Consider the following 16475-nt stretch of genomic DNA (forward strand, 5'->3'; position numbering starts at 1 on the left):
ATCGCCGATCAAGGAAAATTAGTCATGTCTTTGCCCACGCAAGATATTCAAGTCCACCAAAATATCAATCCTCAAGAGCTTGCGCATGCTGTCAGCATCATATTAAAGGAGCAAGGCTACCCTGTTGATAAAAATCGCATGCAGTCAAGTCTGGCGTTGGCAACAAAGACAACGACGCCACGCGCAAGTCTTGAAACGATGCTACAGTCATTGGGCGTAAATGACGGCATACAGATCTTAGCAGCGCCAGATGCTGCTTTTATGCCGCTTTTGGGCTATCATAAAACTTTGGGGTTTGGGCGTATTGTTCAATTAGAGCAAGATATTTGGGTGTTTGTTCAACAAGATCAAACACACCGCTGCCGTGCCGAAGATTTTGAATTGACAGCGAAAATTGACATTAAAGGTGTCGCACAGCAGCAACAAAAGATCACTTTTGCTAAGCTTTTGCGTGAAAATATCTTGGAGCATAAGTCAGTTGTTATTGAAGCGGTGATTGCTTCATTCATCATCAGCTTATTAGCGCTGGCAGTTTCGCTATTTTCGATGCAAGTTTATGACCGCGTTATCCCCACCAGAAGCGAATACACTCTTATTATTTTGAGCTCGGGCGTGGCTTTGGTGATTTTCTTCGAAGCATTTATGAAGTTTGCGCGTTCGCGCGTGATGGATCGAATGGTGGTTGGGATGGACCAAAATTTATCGCGTTCTGTGTTTGAGCGACTGCTCAAAGTACGCGTGGATCAGATGCCAAATTCGGTCGGTTCTTTGGCAGCGCAGTTAAGGGGCTATGAGCAAGTACGCAGCTTTTTTACTGCATCGACTTTGTTTACCTTGGTTGATTTGCCAATGAGCATCTTGTACCTTGCTATCATTGCTGTAATTGGCTCTCCGATTATTGCGCTTGTACCCTTGATTGCTGCTATTATTGGTTTATTGCTTGGTCTGCACAGTAAAAATAAAATCAATCAAATCGCCCAAGAAGGCGCTCAAGCTTCCTATCAAAAAACGGGTATCTTGGTTGAAGCTGTTGAAGGCATTGAGACCATCAAAGCAGGTTCGGGTAATTGGAAATTTTTATCCAAATGGCTCAATGTCATGAATGTCACCACTCAAAACGACCTAAAAATGCGCCACGCTAATGACAATTTAAACTATATTGTGCAGATGCTACAGCAGGTGAGCTATGTGGGGATTGTGATTACGGGTGCTTATATTGTCATGAATGGCGATATGACCATCGGTGGCTTGATTGCTTCGACCATTTTGGGCGGTCGTATTTTGTCGCCGATCATGAATGTGCCAAATATGCTTGTGCAATATTCCCATGCCAAAGCTGCTCAAATGAACATTGAAAATCTGTATAACCTTCAGCAAGATAACCAAGGCGTCAATTATCCTTTATCGCCTTCAAAAATTTATGGTAATTACCAGTGCAGCCAATTACAGTTTAATTATGTGGATAATGATCGCCCAGCGCTTCAGGTGCCTAATTTAACGATTCGTGCTGGCGAGCGCGTGGCTATCTTAGGGGCGATCGGTTCGGGTAAGTCAACTTTACTTAAGCTGCTTTCGGGGTTGTATGCGCCTACATCGGGGCATATTTTGCTAGATGGTTTGGATATGTCGCAAATTAGCCGAGAAAGCTTAAGCGATCAAGTGGGGTATCTGCAGCAGGATCACCGTCTGTTCCAGGGCACACTTCGAGATAACTTGCTGATCGGTATGCCGACGCCGAATGACGATGTATTGAGCCGAGCTTTGCATAGAACAGGTTTGATCAAGTTGGTTTCAGGGCATTCTAGCGGTTTGGATCTGATGATCAGTGAAGGCGGTAAGGGGCTGTCAGGAGGTCAAAAGCAGCTCGTGGCATTCACGCGCTTAGTGCTGACTCAGCCATCTGTATGGCTGCTGGATGAGCCGACCGCCTCCATGGATAATAACCAAGAGCATCAGTGTATCCAAGTGTTGGCTCAGGAGCTGCAAGACCCACAAAAGACCTTGATTTTGTCAACTCACAAATCTGCGCTATTGGCATTGGTAGATCGTATTATTATCATGAATGATAGTAAGATTGTGATGGATGGTCCAAAGCAGGCAGTTTTGGATCAGCTGCGAAAAAATGAAGAAGCTGCTCGGGCTCAGCGCCAAACCAAAGTGGTACAAGCTCAAGCTGCTTCAAAGCCTGAGGCTCGCATCACAGATGGTCAAGCGCCTACGACGCCAGCTCAGTCATAATATAGTGTGATATGATCATCGATGATGATTGGTGTAGTATTAGCTTAGTATTTTATAAAATAAATCCATTGTTTGTGGAAAATTTAAATAATGTCAAATTCATATCGCTATCAGCCGCATAAACCCAATTCAAATAGGGCGCGAATTATCATTTGGACGGCTTTAGTTACAGTGTTGGTTCTGCTAACTTGGGCATACTTTGCTAAGATTGACCAGGTGACACGCGCGACAGCCACAGTGATCGCAAGCTCACGAACCCAAGAAATCCAAGCGTCAGAAGGCGGGGTGTTGTCGTCAATCTTGGTAAAAGAAGGTGAGGATGTCACGCGAGGTCAGCTGCTTTTGGTGCTAGAAGAAGAGCGTGCTCAGGCTGCACTTGATAATTCAGCAACCAAAGTAGCGGCACTGCAAGCCAAAGTTGCACGACTAGAAGCTGAGATTTTAAATCGTCCATTGACATTTCCAGAGGGTGTTAATCGCTACCCTGAATATGTCCAAAACCAAACAGAGCTTTATAATCGTCGTCGCCAAGCCATTTCTCAAGAGATTGCTTCGCTTGAGCAGATGTTGTCTTTGGCAAGTCAAGAGCTATCATTAAATGAGCCTTTATTAGAATATGGCGACGTAAGCCAAGCTGATGTGATTCGCCTGCGCCGTCAAGTGGCAGATATTAAAGCCCAGATCACCAATAAGCGCAATAAATACTTTGAAGATGCGCAAGCAGAAATGACACGTGCTCAAGAAGAGCTGCAATCTGAGCAAGAGCAGCTGCGTGATCGCAGCCAAGTCCTTCAGGAAAAACGCTTATTTGCACCGACAGAAGGTAAAGTGAATAATATTCGTGTTACAACCATCGGCGGTGTGGTCAGACCAGGTGAAGTGATTATGGAAATTTTACCGACAGACAGTGATTTGGTGGTAGAAGCTAAGGTTCGTCCTGCGGATATTGCTTATGTTAAAGAAGGTCAAACTGCCAGCGTCAAATTAGATGCGTACGACTACTCTATTTTTGGTGCTATGAATGGTGAGGTGGTTTATATCAGTCCAGATACGCTTATGGAACAAAGCCCTCAAGGCGAGCAGCCTTATTACCGTGTGCAGATTCGCATCTCTGGAGCTGAATTTGATGGCAGAGCTGATGATATTGTGATTCGCCCAGGTATGACAGCCAGTGTAGACATCAAGGCGATGGAGCGAAGCGTCCTATCTTACTTGACCAAGCCAATTACCAAAACATTATCAGAAGGTTTGGGCGAGCGTTGATTTTCAATTTACATAAAAAACTTATCAAGCAAGTCTTAATCTGCAGCGGCATTATCGCCGCTGCTACCATGTTCATTGGGTGTCAGCCTCCCGACAGGGTCGCCCATGAACAAGATCGTGACATCGCTCACGGGCAGCTTGAACACCCAAAAGCCTTGCCGTGCCATAATGAGCTGATTTCCCAAAGTTTTGAAAAAAGACGCTCTGATGTACAAGTCAAAGGCTGTGGTAGGGTGCGGGCAATATTAAAAGATGATCTCAAAGGCAGTCGTCATCAAAAATTCATTGTCGATCTGCAAGGATACTCTCACACTGTATTAATCGCTCATAATATCGATTTGGCACCACGCGTTGATAACCTTAATCAAGGGGATTGGGTGGATTTCTATGGTGAATATGAATATACCGAGCAAGGCGGCGTCGTGCATTGGACACACCATGATCCTGCCGGTCGTCACCAAGATGGATATATCATCCACCACGCTCAAAAGTATCATTAGCTTGCGCACTAATGAGTCATATTTGCGCTTGACTGAAATTTTTTATCTTTGTTTGGATTTTAGACTGTGCTATGATAGCCGAGTTTAAAACCTATCACCAAAATCACTCATTTTGATCGGTAAGATGAGTTATTTAGAGTAAGTTCATGAAAATTTCACTTTCTACCCTATCTGCATCTGTCTTGGCTTGTTTGAGCGTGATGTGCACTCAAAATGCCCATGCAGTACCTAATCCTGTTGCCTTTGTTGAAGAGATACAAGATGACGCTGTGACAACAGATACTCAAGCTAACAATAGTAGCCCCATAGCGCTTGAGCCACAATCGGCACCTGGGGTGACAACCATCATCACGAAAGCCAAGCCTGCTTTTGATGCGCCGCAGTCAGCGCCATCTGCTGCCGATGAGCAAAGATTTTATAGAGCAGCTTTAGACGACAGAACCATGCTGAGGAACTGCGCGGAGCTGACTCAAGATGCCATGCGTTTGGCATGCTATGATACATTGGCGCGCGGTGAAAATCCCACGGTAATCGAGACAAAGCGCCCTATTAAGCTGGGTGAAACCCTGTGGCAAACCCTTAAGGGCAACCCTCAGGTTATTTATACCGAAACCTCTGATCCTGTGATATTGACAGGCGATGAGCAGGGCTTATTGACCGAAGAAGACACCAAGCAGCTTGAGCGCGTGGCAAAGCAGTTCACGCCTTTAAGTTTGGCATTTGACCTAGATCGTAACAACACACCACTTTGGTCATCACGTCCACACAACCCCATGTATGTGCTGCCTTTATTCATGAATGGCAAGCCCAATCGCAGCCCAAGCACGCCAAATTTTGAGCCAAGACATTATACCCCCAACGAGTTTCGTGCGCCTGAATTAAAATTCCAAGTCTCTGTCAAGGTGAAGGCAGCCGAAGATTTACTAGGCACGGATGCCGACTTGTGGTTTGGTTACACTCAGCAGTCGCATTGGCAGATTTATAATGAAGATAATTCTCGACCATTTCGCGTGCACGATTATCAGCCAGAGATCTTCTTGACCCAGCCTGTATATTCAGACTTGCCATGGGGTGGTAAACTGCGCATGATCGGTGCTGGCGCTGTCCATCATTCAAATGGTGAGAGCGAAAATCTTTCTCGGTCGTGGAATCGCGCCTATCTGATGGCAGGCATGGAGTGGGGTAATCTGACCATTATGCCACGCTTATGGGGTCGTATCTTAAAAGAAGGTAATCATCTCCAGCCAGATGATAACCCTGATATTTTGGATTATTATGGTTATGGCGATGTGCGCTTTTTATATCAATTAGAAAATAAAAGCAACATCTCAGGAACAGCGCGCTATAATCCAAAAACTGGCAAAGGCGCGCTACAGTTAGATTATGTACATCCTTTGGGTAAAGGGATTAGCGGCTATTTTCAAATCTTCCAAGGCTATGGTCAGTCTTTGATTGATTATAATCATGAAACGACCAGCTTTGGTATTGGACTGATGCTCAATGACTGGATGGGCTTATAAATCAGTCCCAAACTGATGCGGAACATGGCTTGATAAACTCATCCCCAAATCATCAGCTTGAGCAGGCGTTCGATCATGGCGTCCTGCCTAAGCCTGTGTTTCATCAGCCGCTTTGGGTGCATCATCAGGCGGCGATTTGGCTATTTTGGGCACATCGCCGCTGCTGTTTGTGTGGGCTTGTGTGCTGTGACTACAAAAGAGTGGAAATGAATTTTATGTGTGAGCATTGCCAAAGTGGCATCCCTCGCCAAATTCCTGCGATCAAAATACCACTCAATCACGCCAATGTCGCACATCAAAACCTGAATAGTATCAAGACACCTGACAGTCAGCAGCGATTTTTGCGCACATATCCTGCGAATTATTATCAATATCCAGTGAATCTTTTGATGAATCATTTTAAGGATAAAGAAGATGCCCGCTCACTGCTGGGTTTGTATTCTTTACTGGCTAGACTACCCAAGCCTGAGCGTTGCCACGCTGGTAACACAGTGATTTTGCCCATTCCGACGACTTTTGATCGCATACGCCATCGCGGCTTTAATCCAGTGCTGATGTTGGCAAAATTTTTGGCTTGGCGTTGGCAGCTGCCAATTTGGCAAGGGGTTGCTCGTCATGATGGCAGGCGTCATCAGCGCGGCTTAAGCCGAGATGAGCGCCTGACTAATATCCAGACCGATTTTTATTTATGTCAACAAGTCCCCAATCGTCAAATCATCTTATTTGATGATGTGGTCACTACAGGATCCACTATGGCAGCCGTTGCAAAGCTATTGATGACTCAGCGTAAAACCTTGCGTATGATTGGGATTTGTGTGGCGCACGGATCGGTTGACTTTGGTCTTGATCGCGCATGAATGGTAAAAAACGCGCCCCCTTAATGACTACTTATGAAAGCGGTTTTGGGCTAATAGAAGTATTGGTTTCGCTTTTATTGTTATCGGTGGTGGCGCTTGGATTAATGACGGTACAAGGGCGGCTACTTATTCAGACTAAGGATGCCGATCTTCGCTTGCAGGCAGTGCAGCTGATGGTAAATGACTACCACGCACTTCGATCATTGACGCCTGACCAAAAGCAGGCTTATATTCAAACACTCCAAAGGATCGCTCAAACAGCACAAAGCCAATCAGAATCAGCCATTGCCAACTATCATATGGCAGCTCACGCCATCTCAACTGGCTGTGATATGGGATGCGATTTGGATGAGCAGGCTCAAGCTTTGGCGATACAGTCAGCACAGGCTGCTGCACGAGCACATATCATACTATCGGTCACCGAGTGTCAATCGGGTCATTGCTGGGTTGCAGGATGGGGCGCTCAAGCTTTTGAGCAAATCAAAACTTGCCCCACTGATGGATTTGGCTTAAAGACAAGTTCATCAAGTTGCGCCATCATGGATGGTTTATGAGAGTGATATTGACCAAAAATCAGCAAGGCATGACGGTGATGGAGCTGGTGGTTGCCTTGGGTTTGGGTTCACTCATTATCTTGATGGCGGTGAGTCTTTATGCGTCATCAGCAAAAAATAGCGCCCAGACATACAGTATTGCACAGTTTATAGATCGTGAAACTTTGGGCATCGCGGCGATGACCGAGCAGCTTAGACTGACAGGCATTGGCATGATGGATGCACCAGCGGTGCTTGTAAACAGGGATGAGCTGACAGGTATCACCACCAGTCAAAGCATCAATCTTAATCGCCAGCTTTCCCAAACGGGCGGTTTGCCAAGTCATTATGCCAAATCCTCCGATCAGCTTACCATACGCTATATTGCGCCTGCTGATATGTGGGACTGTGAAGGGGATGTGGTTCTTGGTCCACGACGAGCGCGCCTAAAAAACGGCAACATGTCTATGGTAGATGGTCAGGTTGTCATCGAAAGATATTTTGTTGAAACAGAAGCGGATGGCTCGCTGTCTCTTCGCTGTGATGCAGGGCGCTACATTACTGACGATATCGTGCGCGACAGTACCCGAGATCGGCGGGGTATCAGTGCGCCCTATATTACTGCTATCATTGATACTCAAGTCAGCAAACGATTTGGCACGGATAAGCCCCATCACATTCGCGGACTTGGTAAGGGAGATGTGATACTTTCGGATATCGAAGGGTTTTGGGTGCAGCTGATCGTGGATGATGGGACGCTTAGACGCAGCATGACGATCGAAGACTATCAAGCGCGCTGGTATGGTTATCCGATTGTCGGTGTTCAGCTTGCCATACTCAGTCGCAGCTCGCCTGCACCGAATACAATTAAGACCCAAGACTTTTTAATTTTTGATGACGTAATCTCACCACCTGATGATGGCTTGCCAAGAAGACTGCACATGATGACTGTAAATTTTGTCAATGTTTTTCAAAATCATCTAAAGACAAGTCAAAGCAGCAGAATCATCCATGAATAACTCTGTCAATCAGCTTAGCACTCTAAAAGCGCTTCCGATAAGCACGCATGGCAAGCGTCAATCAGGCTTTATATTATTAGCTGTTTTGGTGATATTGCTGTTGATCAGTGGGCTGACAGCACTCATGATGAGCCAAAATTCTGTAGATGTACGAAGTGTGCTTTATCATCAAAATCAATCCAAGCTTTTGATAACAGCTGATCAAGCGACCATGAACCTGTGGCAATTACCGCCTGAGCGTCTTGTGCAGATGGCTCAGGCTGAGACATGGCTTGCCTCACTATTATCTACCAATAATGATTTCACCAAAATTTATACAGCCCAAAGCTGCGATAACTGGCAGACGTTCACCATCGGCACACTTGATGATCCGCCGCTACAGTGTCATCACACCGCACCATTGCTACTTTGGCAAGCGGCTTATATAGAGCCTATCGGCAAAGATCATTATTTGCATAGACTGTCCCAAAATACTCCGCCACAGCAATCAACTTCCGATCTTCAAGATTCTGATCACGAATCGACAGATCAAAAGGCAGCCGATCATGAAATTTTGCATTTGCGGCTATATGCCATTGCTGCCCAAAATTCAGAAGGTATCGCTCAATGTGAAGAGCTGCTATATCAAGCGCATATTGCAGCTTGCCTAAGTGAGCATGGAGTCATTCATAAAATCAGCGTTGCTGAATGGCTGATTGAGCGTCAAACTACTTCAAAGACTGACCCAGCTTCTGAAACGGTTACTACTTTTACGATCACGCCTTTGCGAATCTATGATATCCGCTCTATGCGTGAATAAATTACACAGATTAAAACGAACTGATGGTTCACAAAAAATTATCGCTGTCGCTGAAATTTTTATTCAGCTGTGATAAAATAGCCGAGATTTTTTGTGGATTGGTTAGTGATGTTATAATTGTAAAATATTGTAACAATGCTAACGCATTTCTATCAGGTAATAGATAGGTAATACATTTCTTACTTGTTTATTTACATAAAGGCATAGAAATACCATAAAAATAGGGGTGACATTCAACGAATAATCGTATTAAAATGTAACCATCAATAACGAGATATGCCTTTTGAGAGATTGGTGTATCGATTTTAGGAGAAAGCTATGAAAGCTGTTAAATTATCTGTGGTTTCTGCTGCAGTTCTACTATCAACTTCTGCAATGGCAAATGTTGTAACCAATACTGGCGCTACAGTTGTTGATGGTACGCGCACTATTTTTAGTACTTTGGTACGCCCTGCGGCAGTGAGTGCTGAAGTGGGTACTCTAGGTTACGGTGCTAACATTGCATGGGCTGTTAACGACAGAGTTGAACTACAAGCTGGTTGGGCTGGCGGTGATATTGCTGAAGCTATCAACGACAACTTTGATGCTAATGGCGTAAACTATCAAGTTGAGACTGATTTTTCTAACCCATATCTAGGCGTACAAATGCGCCCTGCAGCCAACTGGTTTACAGTAGGCGCTGGTGTCATCGTTCCTGATAACGATATTGATGTACGTGCTAATCCTGCTGGTAGTGAGAATGGTGGTTACTACCGTATCGGTGGTGAGAATGTTTCAATTAAAGCTCTTGGAACAATGGAAGGTAAGCTTGAGCATCGTAACAAACTTGCTCCATACTTGACTGTTGGCTTCCGTCCAAATCTTCATAACAATTGGGGTGTGTTTGGCGAACTTGGCGCAGCTTACTTAGGTAAAGTAGACGCCCAGATCCGTACCGTGAATGGTGATGGTACCATGAGTCAAGTGGAACAAAGAAAATATGCTGCACAAGCTGAGCGTGATATCGAAGATAAAGATTACGCTAACTGGTTCCCAATCGCTAAAGTTGGTGTAACTTACCGCTTCTAATTTAAGCTTAGGCTTAATTCAAAAAGGCAGTGCTTAGGCATTGCCTTTTTATTTACCAATTAAAATAATGCCGTTAGTTTTAGGTCAGGATGATTGTATAAATAGTGAGCATTGGTTTTGTTTAGACTGATTGAATTAAGCTGAATGCCAATAACATAAGGCGTCATATCTGCACCCATCCCAGTATATAGCTGATCTTGAAGCAGCTTAATTCGGCACTCTTTTAATCGCCATAAAAAATTGATGAGCTTCTGCTTGTCAGTGCAGCTTAAGTTAGAAAGCATCTCAATTTCATTAGGATGGAAATATCGCTCAGCGATATTGTGCTTAATGTCCTTGGTTTCTATGTCAATGGCGCAAGGCGATAAGCTGATAATTAACGCAACTTGGTTCTTTGAATGACTAAAGCTAACAAAGTAACGCCTATCGCTTGATTGGATGTGATAAGGATATGCGTGGTCATAAAATTCGCCTACGATGTCAAAGCGCTGCATGGCTATTTGTAACAGTAAGCGCACGCAGGCAGACTGAGCGTTTTTTTGCTGAGCTCGATTACTGCTTTGTTGCGCCATTTGTGCAGATGCAATAATCACTTGCGGCGCAGGCTGTAAAAATATGACGGAGTGAAGCTTGGGCATGGCAATCAGAAAAATAAAAAGCTCAAAACAGGCTTAGGCTGATTTGAGCTTATTGGATTAGCTGAGATTAATAAGACAGCTCGGCGCGGCGATTTTGAGACCAGGCTTCTTCGTTAGAACCTGTCGCCATAGGGCGCTCTTCACCAAAACTCACAATCTCTACATTGGCTTGGCTGACACCCCTAGCAAGTAAATAACTACGTACCGCAGCAGCACGGCGCTCACCGAGTGACATATTATACTCACGGCTGCCACGCTCATCAGTGTGACCTGCCACCAAGACGCGTGCGGCTTGGTTGGCGCTTAAGAATTTGACCTGCTCATCCAAGATAGCGGCAGCTTGTGGCTTAATTTCATCTGAATCAAAATCAAAATGCACGAGACTTGGCATGTTTGCCGCTGCAGCCTTGATCGCTTCTGAATTATCGACCAAAGGGGCTGCTGTCGTATAGACAGGACCTGTATAGCCTGTTGGTGCATTGGGAGCGACTACGACATTGCCAGTTGATTTACTGGCGCAGCCTGTGGTGATGGCAAGAGCAGATAGTGCAGCGGCGATAAATGATACTTTAAGATGTGGCATAAGGACACCTTGTAATTTATTATAACTGTTATAATTAAATAAGGTCAAATGAGTGATTATCAAGTAATAATCTTTCACAGATGTGAATATAATGACAAATTTATCACGCTTTTACAAGAGATTTTTAATAAAAATCCTTGAAAAATCGCTAGGCTCACTCTCCAGAATGAATCGCAGATGAATCACTGGCAAAAATTGCCGAATGCGCAAAATTTTGTTAACATGGCGGAATTTTCGATAGAATTTTTAATTGTTAAAATACCAAAGTGAATTGATATGACAAACAAAACCCAAACTCCTCAAAAAATTTATCTTAAAGATTACACACCGCCAAGCTATGCCGTGGACAAAGTGGACTTGGATATTCGCCTGTATGACGATCATGCCATCGTTGGGGCGCATCTTCATATGACAAGGGCGCACGCAGGCAGGCTTGAGCTGTTTGGGCGGGATTTGACGCTTAAAAGCATCTGCTTAAATGGGCGTGAACTATCAGCAGAAGATTATCAAATGGATGAGGAGGGCTTGATGATTTTGGAGGCGCCCGATTCTGCCTTGATAGAGACTTGGGTTCAAATCTCGCCGCAAACCAATACAACGCTTGAAGGTCTGTATCAAGCAGGCACAGGCGATGAGCTAATGTTTGTGACACAATGTGAGCCAGAAGGGTTTCGCAAAATCACCTTTTTTCCAGATCGTCCCGATGTGCTGACAGAATACACAACCCGTCTGGAGGCGCCGAAGCGTTTTGGGACGCTGCTTGCCAATGGTAATTTGATCGAATCAGGTGAGGTGGATGAAGATCGCCATTATACCATTTGGCACGATCCCACTAAAAAGCCCAGTTATCTTTTTGCCGCGGTGATCGCAAACCTAGAAGTGATGCAAGATAGCTACACGACGATGGAGGGTCGTGAGGTTTTGCTTGAGATTTATGCCGATGCCCAAGACATTGATAAATGCCATGTGGGCATGCAAGCGCTCAAAGATGCGATGAAATGGGATGAAGACAATTATGGGCGTGCTTATGACTTAGATCGCTATATGATCGTGGCGACAGGTCAGTTTAATATGGGCGCAATGGAAAATAAAGGCTTGAACATTTTTAATACCAGCTGTGTGTTATCAAGCCCTGAGACTACTACCGATGAGCGCAGTTTTCATGTCAAATCGGTGATTGCACACGAATATTTTCATAATTGGACGGGCAATCGCATCACTTGTCGTGACTGGTTTCAGCTGTGTCTCAAAGAGGGCTTTACGGTATTTCGCGATCAAAGCTTTTCAGGAGATTTTCGCTCAAAAGCCGTTCAGCGTATCGAAGATGTCTCGCTACTTCGCTCGGCACAGTTTGCCGAAGATGCAGGCTCGCTGGCGCATCCTGTTCGCCCCGAGAGCTTTGTTGAGATTAATAACTTTTATACGATGACCATCTATGAAAAAGGCGCAGAAATTGTGCGTATGATTGCCAATTTCTTAGGTAAAGATAAATTTCGTCAAGGCTCGGATGAATATTTTGCGCGCTATGATGGGCAAGCAGTGACAGTTGAAGATTTTTTATCGGCTTTATCGGTGGCAGATGCACGCGTCATGGATTTTTTGCCTTGGTATCGTCAGCCAGGCACGCCAGTGGTATCAGGCAGTTATCATGTTCAAGGCGATAAGGTGAGTGTAAAGTTAGCTCAAAAAACTCGTCATGTGCCTAATTATGATGCGCCGATTGCACTACCCATTCCCGTGGATACAGCGATTTTTGATAGCGCGACAGGTGAGATGTTGGCAAGTCAAATGCTGCTATTGACCAAAGACAGTGATGTATTTGAGTTTGATGGGATTGAGCTGTCTGACGGCGCGCATCCTGTGGTATCGATATTGCGTAATTTTTCGGCACCTGTTAAGAGTGATTTTGATTATACGGATGAAGATTTGGCGCGCTTGGTGGCGTTTGAGACCGAAGGATTTAATCGCTGGCAAGCACTTCAGACACTGGTGAACCGCTGGCTATTTGGCACATCCAAAGAGGCTGATTTGATCGTCGATGTGATCCAAAAAGCGGTTGATGCACTGATTGATAGCGATCCAATGTTGGCAGCGCGTCTATTTGATTTGCCAAGCCAAAAAGAGCTTGCCATGGCGTATGATGAAAATTATGATCCTGCCTTTGTCAAGGCTCGTCGGGATGAGCTGTATCAGCTTATCGCTGATGGATTGTCGTCAGATACTAAGCGCTGGTATCACAGGCTGCCAATGCAGGCTTATGAAGATACGCCAGATGCGTGCGGACGCCGCCTGCTACGCAATGTTTTATTGGATTTGCGCCTGACGGCAAATGATAATGATGCCAAAGATGATGCTTATCAGCAATATGAGCAAGCGTCTTGTATGAGTGAGCGATTGGGTGCTTTGACGGCGATGATCAATCATAATTTAGATCAAAAAGACAATTATGTTCATGATTTTTATGAGAAATTTAGCCATGAAGATTTGGTGATTGATGCTTGGTTTAGTGCACAAGCCATGTCAGATCATACCAGTGTCGAACACATCGCCGCTCTGATGCAGCGTAAAGACTATGACTGGAATACGCCAAATCGTGTACGGACCACGCTGGGGGCTTTGGCTGCCAAGCCTGTGCAGCTGTGGACGGCTGAAGGGCTGGACTTGTACTTATCGGCGGTTGAGCGCTTAGATAGCGCCAATCCATTGCTGGCAGCCCGTCTGTTGTCCGCACTGGCGCGTTGGTACACGCTGACACCTGATCATAAAGCCATGGCAAAACAAAAGCTGACCGAGCTGTCCGCTAAGGCAGCTTCCAAAAATGTGCTTGAGTTTTTAGAAAATATGCAAACCGTGTCTTAAGTGCCATGACTGTGAATTCGGGCAGGCGATGGCTTGCCCGTTTTTATTATTTTTATCATGACTGAGTGGGATAAATCTTCTATCAAACCGACCAAAAATGTTACAATCTTGTTTTATTCATAAAACCGCTTATCACCATGTCTAATGCCCCCGCTGTTCGACCGCCGTTATATTATCGCCTGACCACTGCCATACTTGCGCCCATTTATCGGCAAATGGTCATCAAAAAATCCAAAGACAAGCCAACGCTTGAGCGAGAGCTCAATGAGCGTTTTGCCAAGCAGTATCAGCCGCCACCGTCTGGGGCGCTCGGTGTGATATGGTGTCATGCTGTTTCATTGGGTGAGCTTAATACCGTTTACCCTTTACTAAGCAGGCTATTGGATCAAGGCTATGGACTGTGGGTGACGAGCACCACACAGACGGGGTTTGAGCGCGCCGCCAGATTATTTGACGGGCAAATCCGATCAGGACGCGTGGCGCACAGTTTTGTGCCTATGGATAGACCTCAGGTGATTGATGCATTTTTGGATCATGTCAAGCCGATCGCAGTGATGTTCATTGAGACTGAGCTTTGGGCAAATACTTTATATGCTTGCCGCAAACGGGGCATCAAGACCATGATGGTCAATGCTCGCCTGACCCAAAAATCCTATCAAGGATATGCCAAAATCGCCAAAGTCAGCCAAACCATGATGGCAAATCTTGATGGCATCATCGCTCAAGATGCCGAGTCGGTGCAGCGATTTAAGCAGCTTGGTAAAACTGACATCGTCCAAAGCGATTCGCTCAAATGGGCAAGTATCAGTGCGCTCAGTGAAGCACAGCTCACCGCCGCTCAAGCCCTAACGGCTCAGATTCACGAAGCGCACAAAAAACAAGTTTGGGTGATGGCAAGCACGCATGATGGTGAAGAGAGCATTGCACTAAGTGCCCATAAAAAGTTTTTACAAAAATCGCCCGATGCACTACTCATACTTGTACCAAGGCATCCCGAGCGATTTGAAGCTGTCCATCAAATGTGCTTACAAGGCGGCTTTGTGACTGCGCGGCGCTCAATGGATGAGTCCATCACGCCAAAGACCCAAATTTATCTTGCTGACACCATGGGCGAGCTGCTTGCTTGGTATCAAGTCGCTCAGATTGCGGCGGTTGGTGGCTCATTTGTGCCGATCGGTGGACATAACCCCATTGAGCCTGCCAGTCTTGCGACACCTGTCATCATGGGCGCGCATGATGATAACTGTAAAGATCTTGTCAAAGCACTCAAAAAAGTCGGCGCGCTAGCGCAGCTGCCTGATGAGCCGAATGTGGCGGATCAGTTATTTGAAGGGCTGATGCAGGGCTATTTATATCATTGGACGGCTGAGCAAGGCGCGTTATTGGTGAAACAAAAACAGCGCGTTTTGGAAGATCAGCTGAACTTTGTGCTAAGTATCATCCACGCCTAAAGCAGGATTGTGAACAAAAACTGCTCTTAGTGTTTTATGTGGGAGCTGTGTTACCACCACGGATGAATGGCGTTTGTTAACATTTTAGCAAGTCATTTTTGCATTTTTGGGTATGATAATTTAAACATTTTATCTTATAATAATCAAAGACAAAATCAAACTGGAGAAGATGATGAGTGCTAAAAAACTGACTGCCAGAACTGCGGAAGTGGGCGGTATTCCTATCGCGCGTCTTTTGCCTAATAGAGGCAAGCAGCCAATTGGCGCATGGTGTTTTTTGGATCATATCGGTCCTGCAGAAATTGAGGCAGGCGAGCCAGGTATGCAGGTGGGACGCCATCCGCACACCAATTTACAGACCTTCACATGGATGTTGCATGGCGAGATCAGACACCGTGACAGCTTGGGCTATGACCAAATTATCCGCAAAGGGCAAGTCAATTTGATGACCGCAGGGACAGGTTCTGAGACGGGCATCAGCCACACTGAGCAAAGTGTGGTGGATGAAGACAATCGCTTTCATGCAGTGCAGCTTTGGATTGCGCTGCCGATGGATAAACAGATTCAGCCAAGTTTTCATCACTATCCTGACTTGCCGACTTGGCAATCGCAAGGCATTCGTTATGCCTTAACCACAGGCAGCTATACCGATGGCGAGACTTACACAGCACCGACCTTACAGTACTCTAAGCTTGTGGGCTTGGATGTGATCTTTGATGAAGATGGCACTGCCAATCTGTCTTTTGAGGCAGGCATGGAATATGGCATTTTGATCATCAGCGGTGAAGTGACCCATGAGGGTGAGACTTTTGTGCAAGATGAGCTGATGCGCTTTGAGACAAGTCAAGATGCCCAGCGCGTACAAATCACTGCCAAAGCTGGCACACATGTGATGTTGTTGGGTGGTGAACCATTGCCGCATAAGACTTTGCTTTGGTGGAACTTTGTGGATAAAAGCAAAGCGGGCATCGAAAAGTCTATTGAAGATTGGAATAATGGGCATGAGCGCTTTGGTGATGTCGCAGGTGGGATGCATCGTTTGCCATCACCACCTTTACCAGACAGCTTCAAAGAATAATTGAACGACTATCAAACCCAGCAAAATTTGCTGGGTTTTTGATGGAATGTGATTAATCAAATGCTGAGC

14 protein-coding genes are annotated in these 16475 nt (G+C 45.4%); 12 read left to right on the forward strand and 2 right to left on the reverse strand.

Translation table 11 applies throughout. The features are described 5' to 3' along the window. Nucleotides 1–24 precede the first annotated feature (24 nt). The 9 genes from B0180_RS02670 to B0180_RS02710 all read left to right on the forward strand — a co-directional run bounded on the left by B0180_RS02670 (nt 25) and on the right by B0180_RS02710 (nt 9797). Nucleotides 25–2238 (forward strand): type I secretion system permease/ATPase, encoded by a 2214-nt coding sequence (locus tag B0180_RS02670; protein ID WP_078255557.1) that lies wholly within the window; start codon nt 25–27, stop codon nt 2236–2238. A gap of 90 nt (nt 2239–2328) precedes the next feature. Beyond that, nucleotides 2329–3501, forward strand: a complete 1173-nt coding sequence (locus tag B0180_RS02675) for an HlyD family type I secretion periplasmic adaptor subunit (protein WP_078255558.1) — start codon at nt 2329–2331, stop codon at nt 3499–3501. Next, on the forward strand, nt 3498–4001 hold the full coding sequence (locus B0180_RS02680) for a DUF3465 domain-containing protein (RefSeq protein WP_233424902.1): 504 nt from the start codon (nt 3498–3500) through the stop codon (nt 3999–4001). The genes B0180_RS02675 and B0180_RS02680 overlap by 4 nt, the downstream gene beginning before the upstream one ends. Before the next feature lie 146 nt (nt 4002–4147). Continuing rightward, nucleotides 4148–5521, forward strand: coding sequence for a phospholipase A (locus B0180_RS02685; RefSeq protein ID WP_078255559.1), 1374 nt, complete (start codon nt 4148–4150; stop codon nt 5519–5521). Between the two features lie 29 nt (nt 5522–5550). Beyond that, nucleotides 5551–6378, forward strand: a complete 828-nt coding sequence (locus tag B0180_RS02690) for a ComF family protein (RefSeq protein WP_233424903.1) — start codon at nt 5551–5553, stop codon at nt 6376–6378. Then, the gene (locus tag B0180_RS02695; RefSeq protein ID WP_078255561.1) at nt 6375–6932 is read left to right on the forward strand and encodes a prepilin-type N-terminal cleavage/methylation domain-containing protein; all 558 of its coding nucleotides are present in this window, start codon (nt 6375–6377) and stop codon (nt 6930–6932) included. The genes B0180_RS02690 and B0180_RS02695 overlap by 4 nt, the downstream gene beginning before the upstream one ends. Further along, nucleotides 6929–7930, forward strand: coding sequence for a PilW family protein (locus B0180_RS02700; protein ID WP_078255562.1), 1002 nt, complete (start codon nt 6929–6931; stop codon nt 7928–7930). Before B0180_RS02695 ends, B0180_RS02700 begins: the two co-directional genes overlap by 4 nt. Beyond that, on the forward strand, nt 7923–8729 hold the full coding sequence (locus tag B0180_RS02705) for a hypothetical protein (RefSeq protein ID WP_078255563.1): 807 nt from the start codon (nt 7923–7925) through the stop codon (nt 8727–8729). Before B0180_RS02700 ends, B0180_RS02705 begins: the two co-directional genes overlap by 8 nt. Nucleotides 8730–9047: 318 nt before the next feature. Next, nucleotides 9048–9797: a hypothetical protein gene (locus tag B0180_RS02710; protein ID WP_078255564.1), complete on the forward strand. Its 750-nt coding sequence runs from the start codon at nt 9048–9050 to the stop codon at nt 9795–9797. 59 nt (nt 9798–9856) lie between these two features. Here B0180_RS02710 and B0180_RS02715 read toward each other — a convergent pair whose 3' ends face one another. Both B0180_RS02715 and pal read right to left on the reverse strand, forming a co-directional pair. Continuing rightward, nucleotides 9857–10435 (reverse strand): 4'-phosphopantetheinyl transferase family protein, encoded by a 579-nt coding sequence (locus B0180_RS02715; protein WP_078255565.1) that lies wholly within the window; start codon nt 10433–10435, stop codon nt 9857–9859. Between the two features lie 67 nt (nt 10436–10502). Next, complete coding sequence (gene pal / locus B0180_RS02720) at nt 10503–11018, reverse strand: peptidoglycan-associated lipoprotein Pal (RefSeq protein WP_078255566.1); 516 nt, start codon at nt 11016–11018, stop codon at nt 10503–10505. A 276-nt stretch (nt 11019–11294) separates the two neighbouring features. Here pal and pepN point away from each other — a divergent pair, with 276 nt between their 5' ends. The 3 genes from pepN to B0180_RS02735 all read left to right on the forward strand — a co-directional run bounded on the left by pepN (nt 11295) and on the right by B0180_RS02735 (nt 16406). Then, entirely contained in the window at nt 11295–13877 is a 2583-nt protein-coding gene (gene pepN, locus B0180_RS02725) for an aminopeptidase N (RefSeq protein ID WP_078255567.1), read from the forward strand. Nucleotides 13878–14014: 137 nt separating this feature from the next. After that, complete coding sequence (locus B0180_RS02730) at nt 14015–15328, forward strand: 3-deoxy-D-manno-octulosonic acid transferase (protein WP_078255568.1); 1314 nt, start codon at nt 14015–14017, stop codon at nt 15326–15328. A 172-nt stretch (nt 15329–15500) separates the two neighbouring features. Further along, a complete protein-coding gene (locus B0180_RS02735; protein WP_078255569.1) occupies nt 15501–16406 on the forward strand; it encodes a pirin family protein in 906 nt (301 codons plus the stop codon). Nucleotides 16407–16475: the final 69 nt, after the last annotated feature.

Origin of the sequence: Moraxella canis (assembly GCF_002014965.1) — a bacterium.
GTDB classification, from domain to species: domain Bacteria; phylum Pseudomonadota; class Gammaproteobacteria; order Pseudomonadales; family Moraxellaceae; genus Moraxella; species Moraxella canis.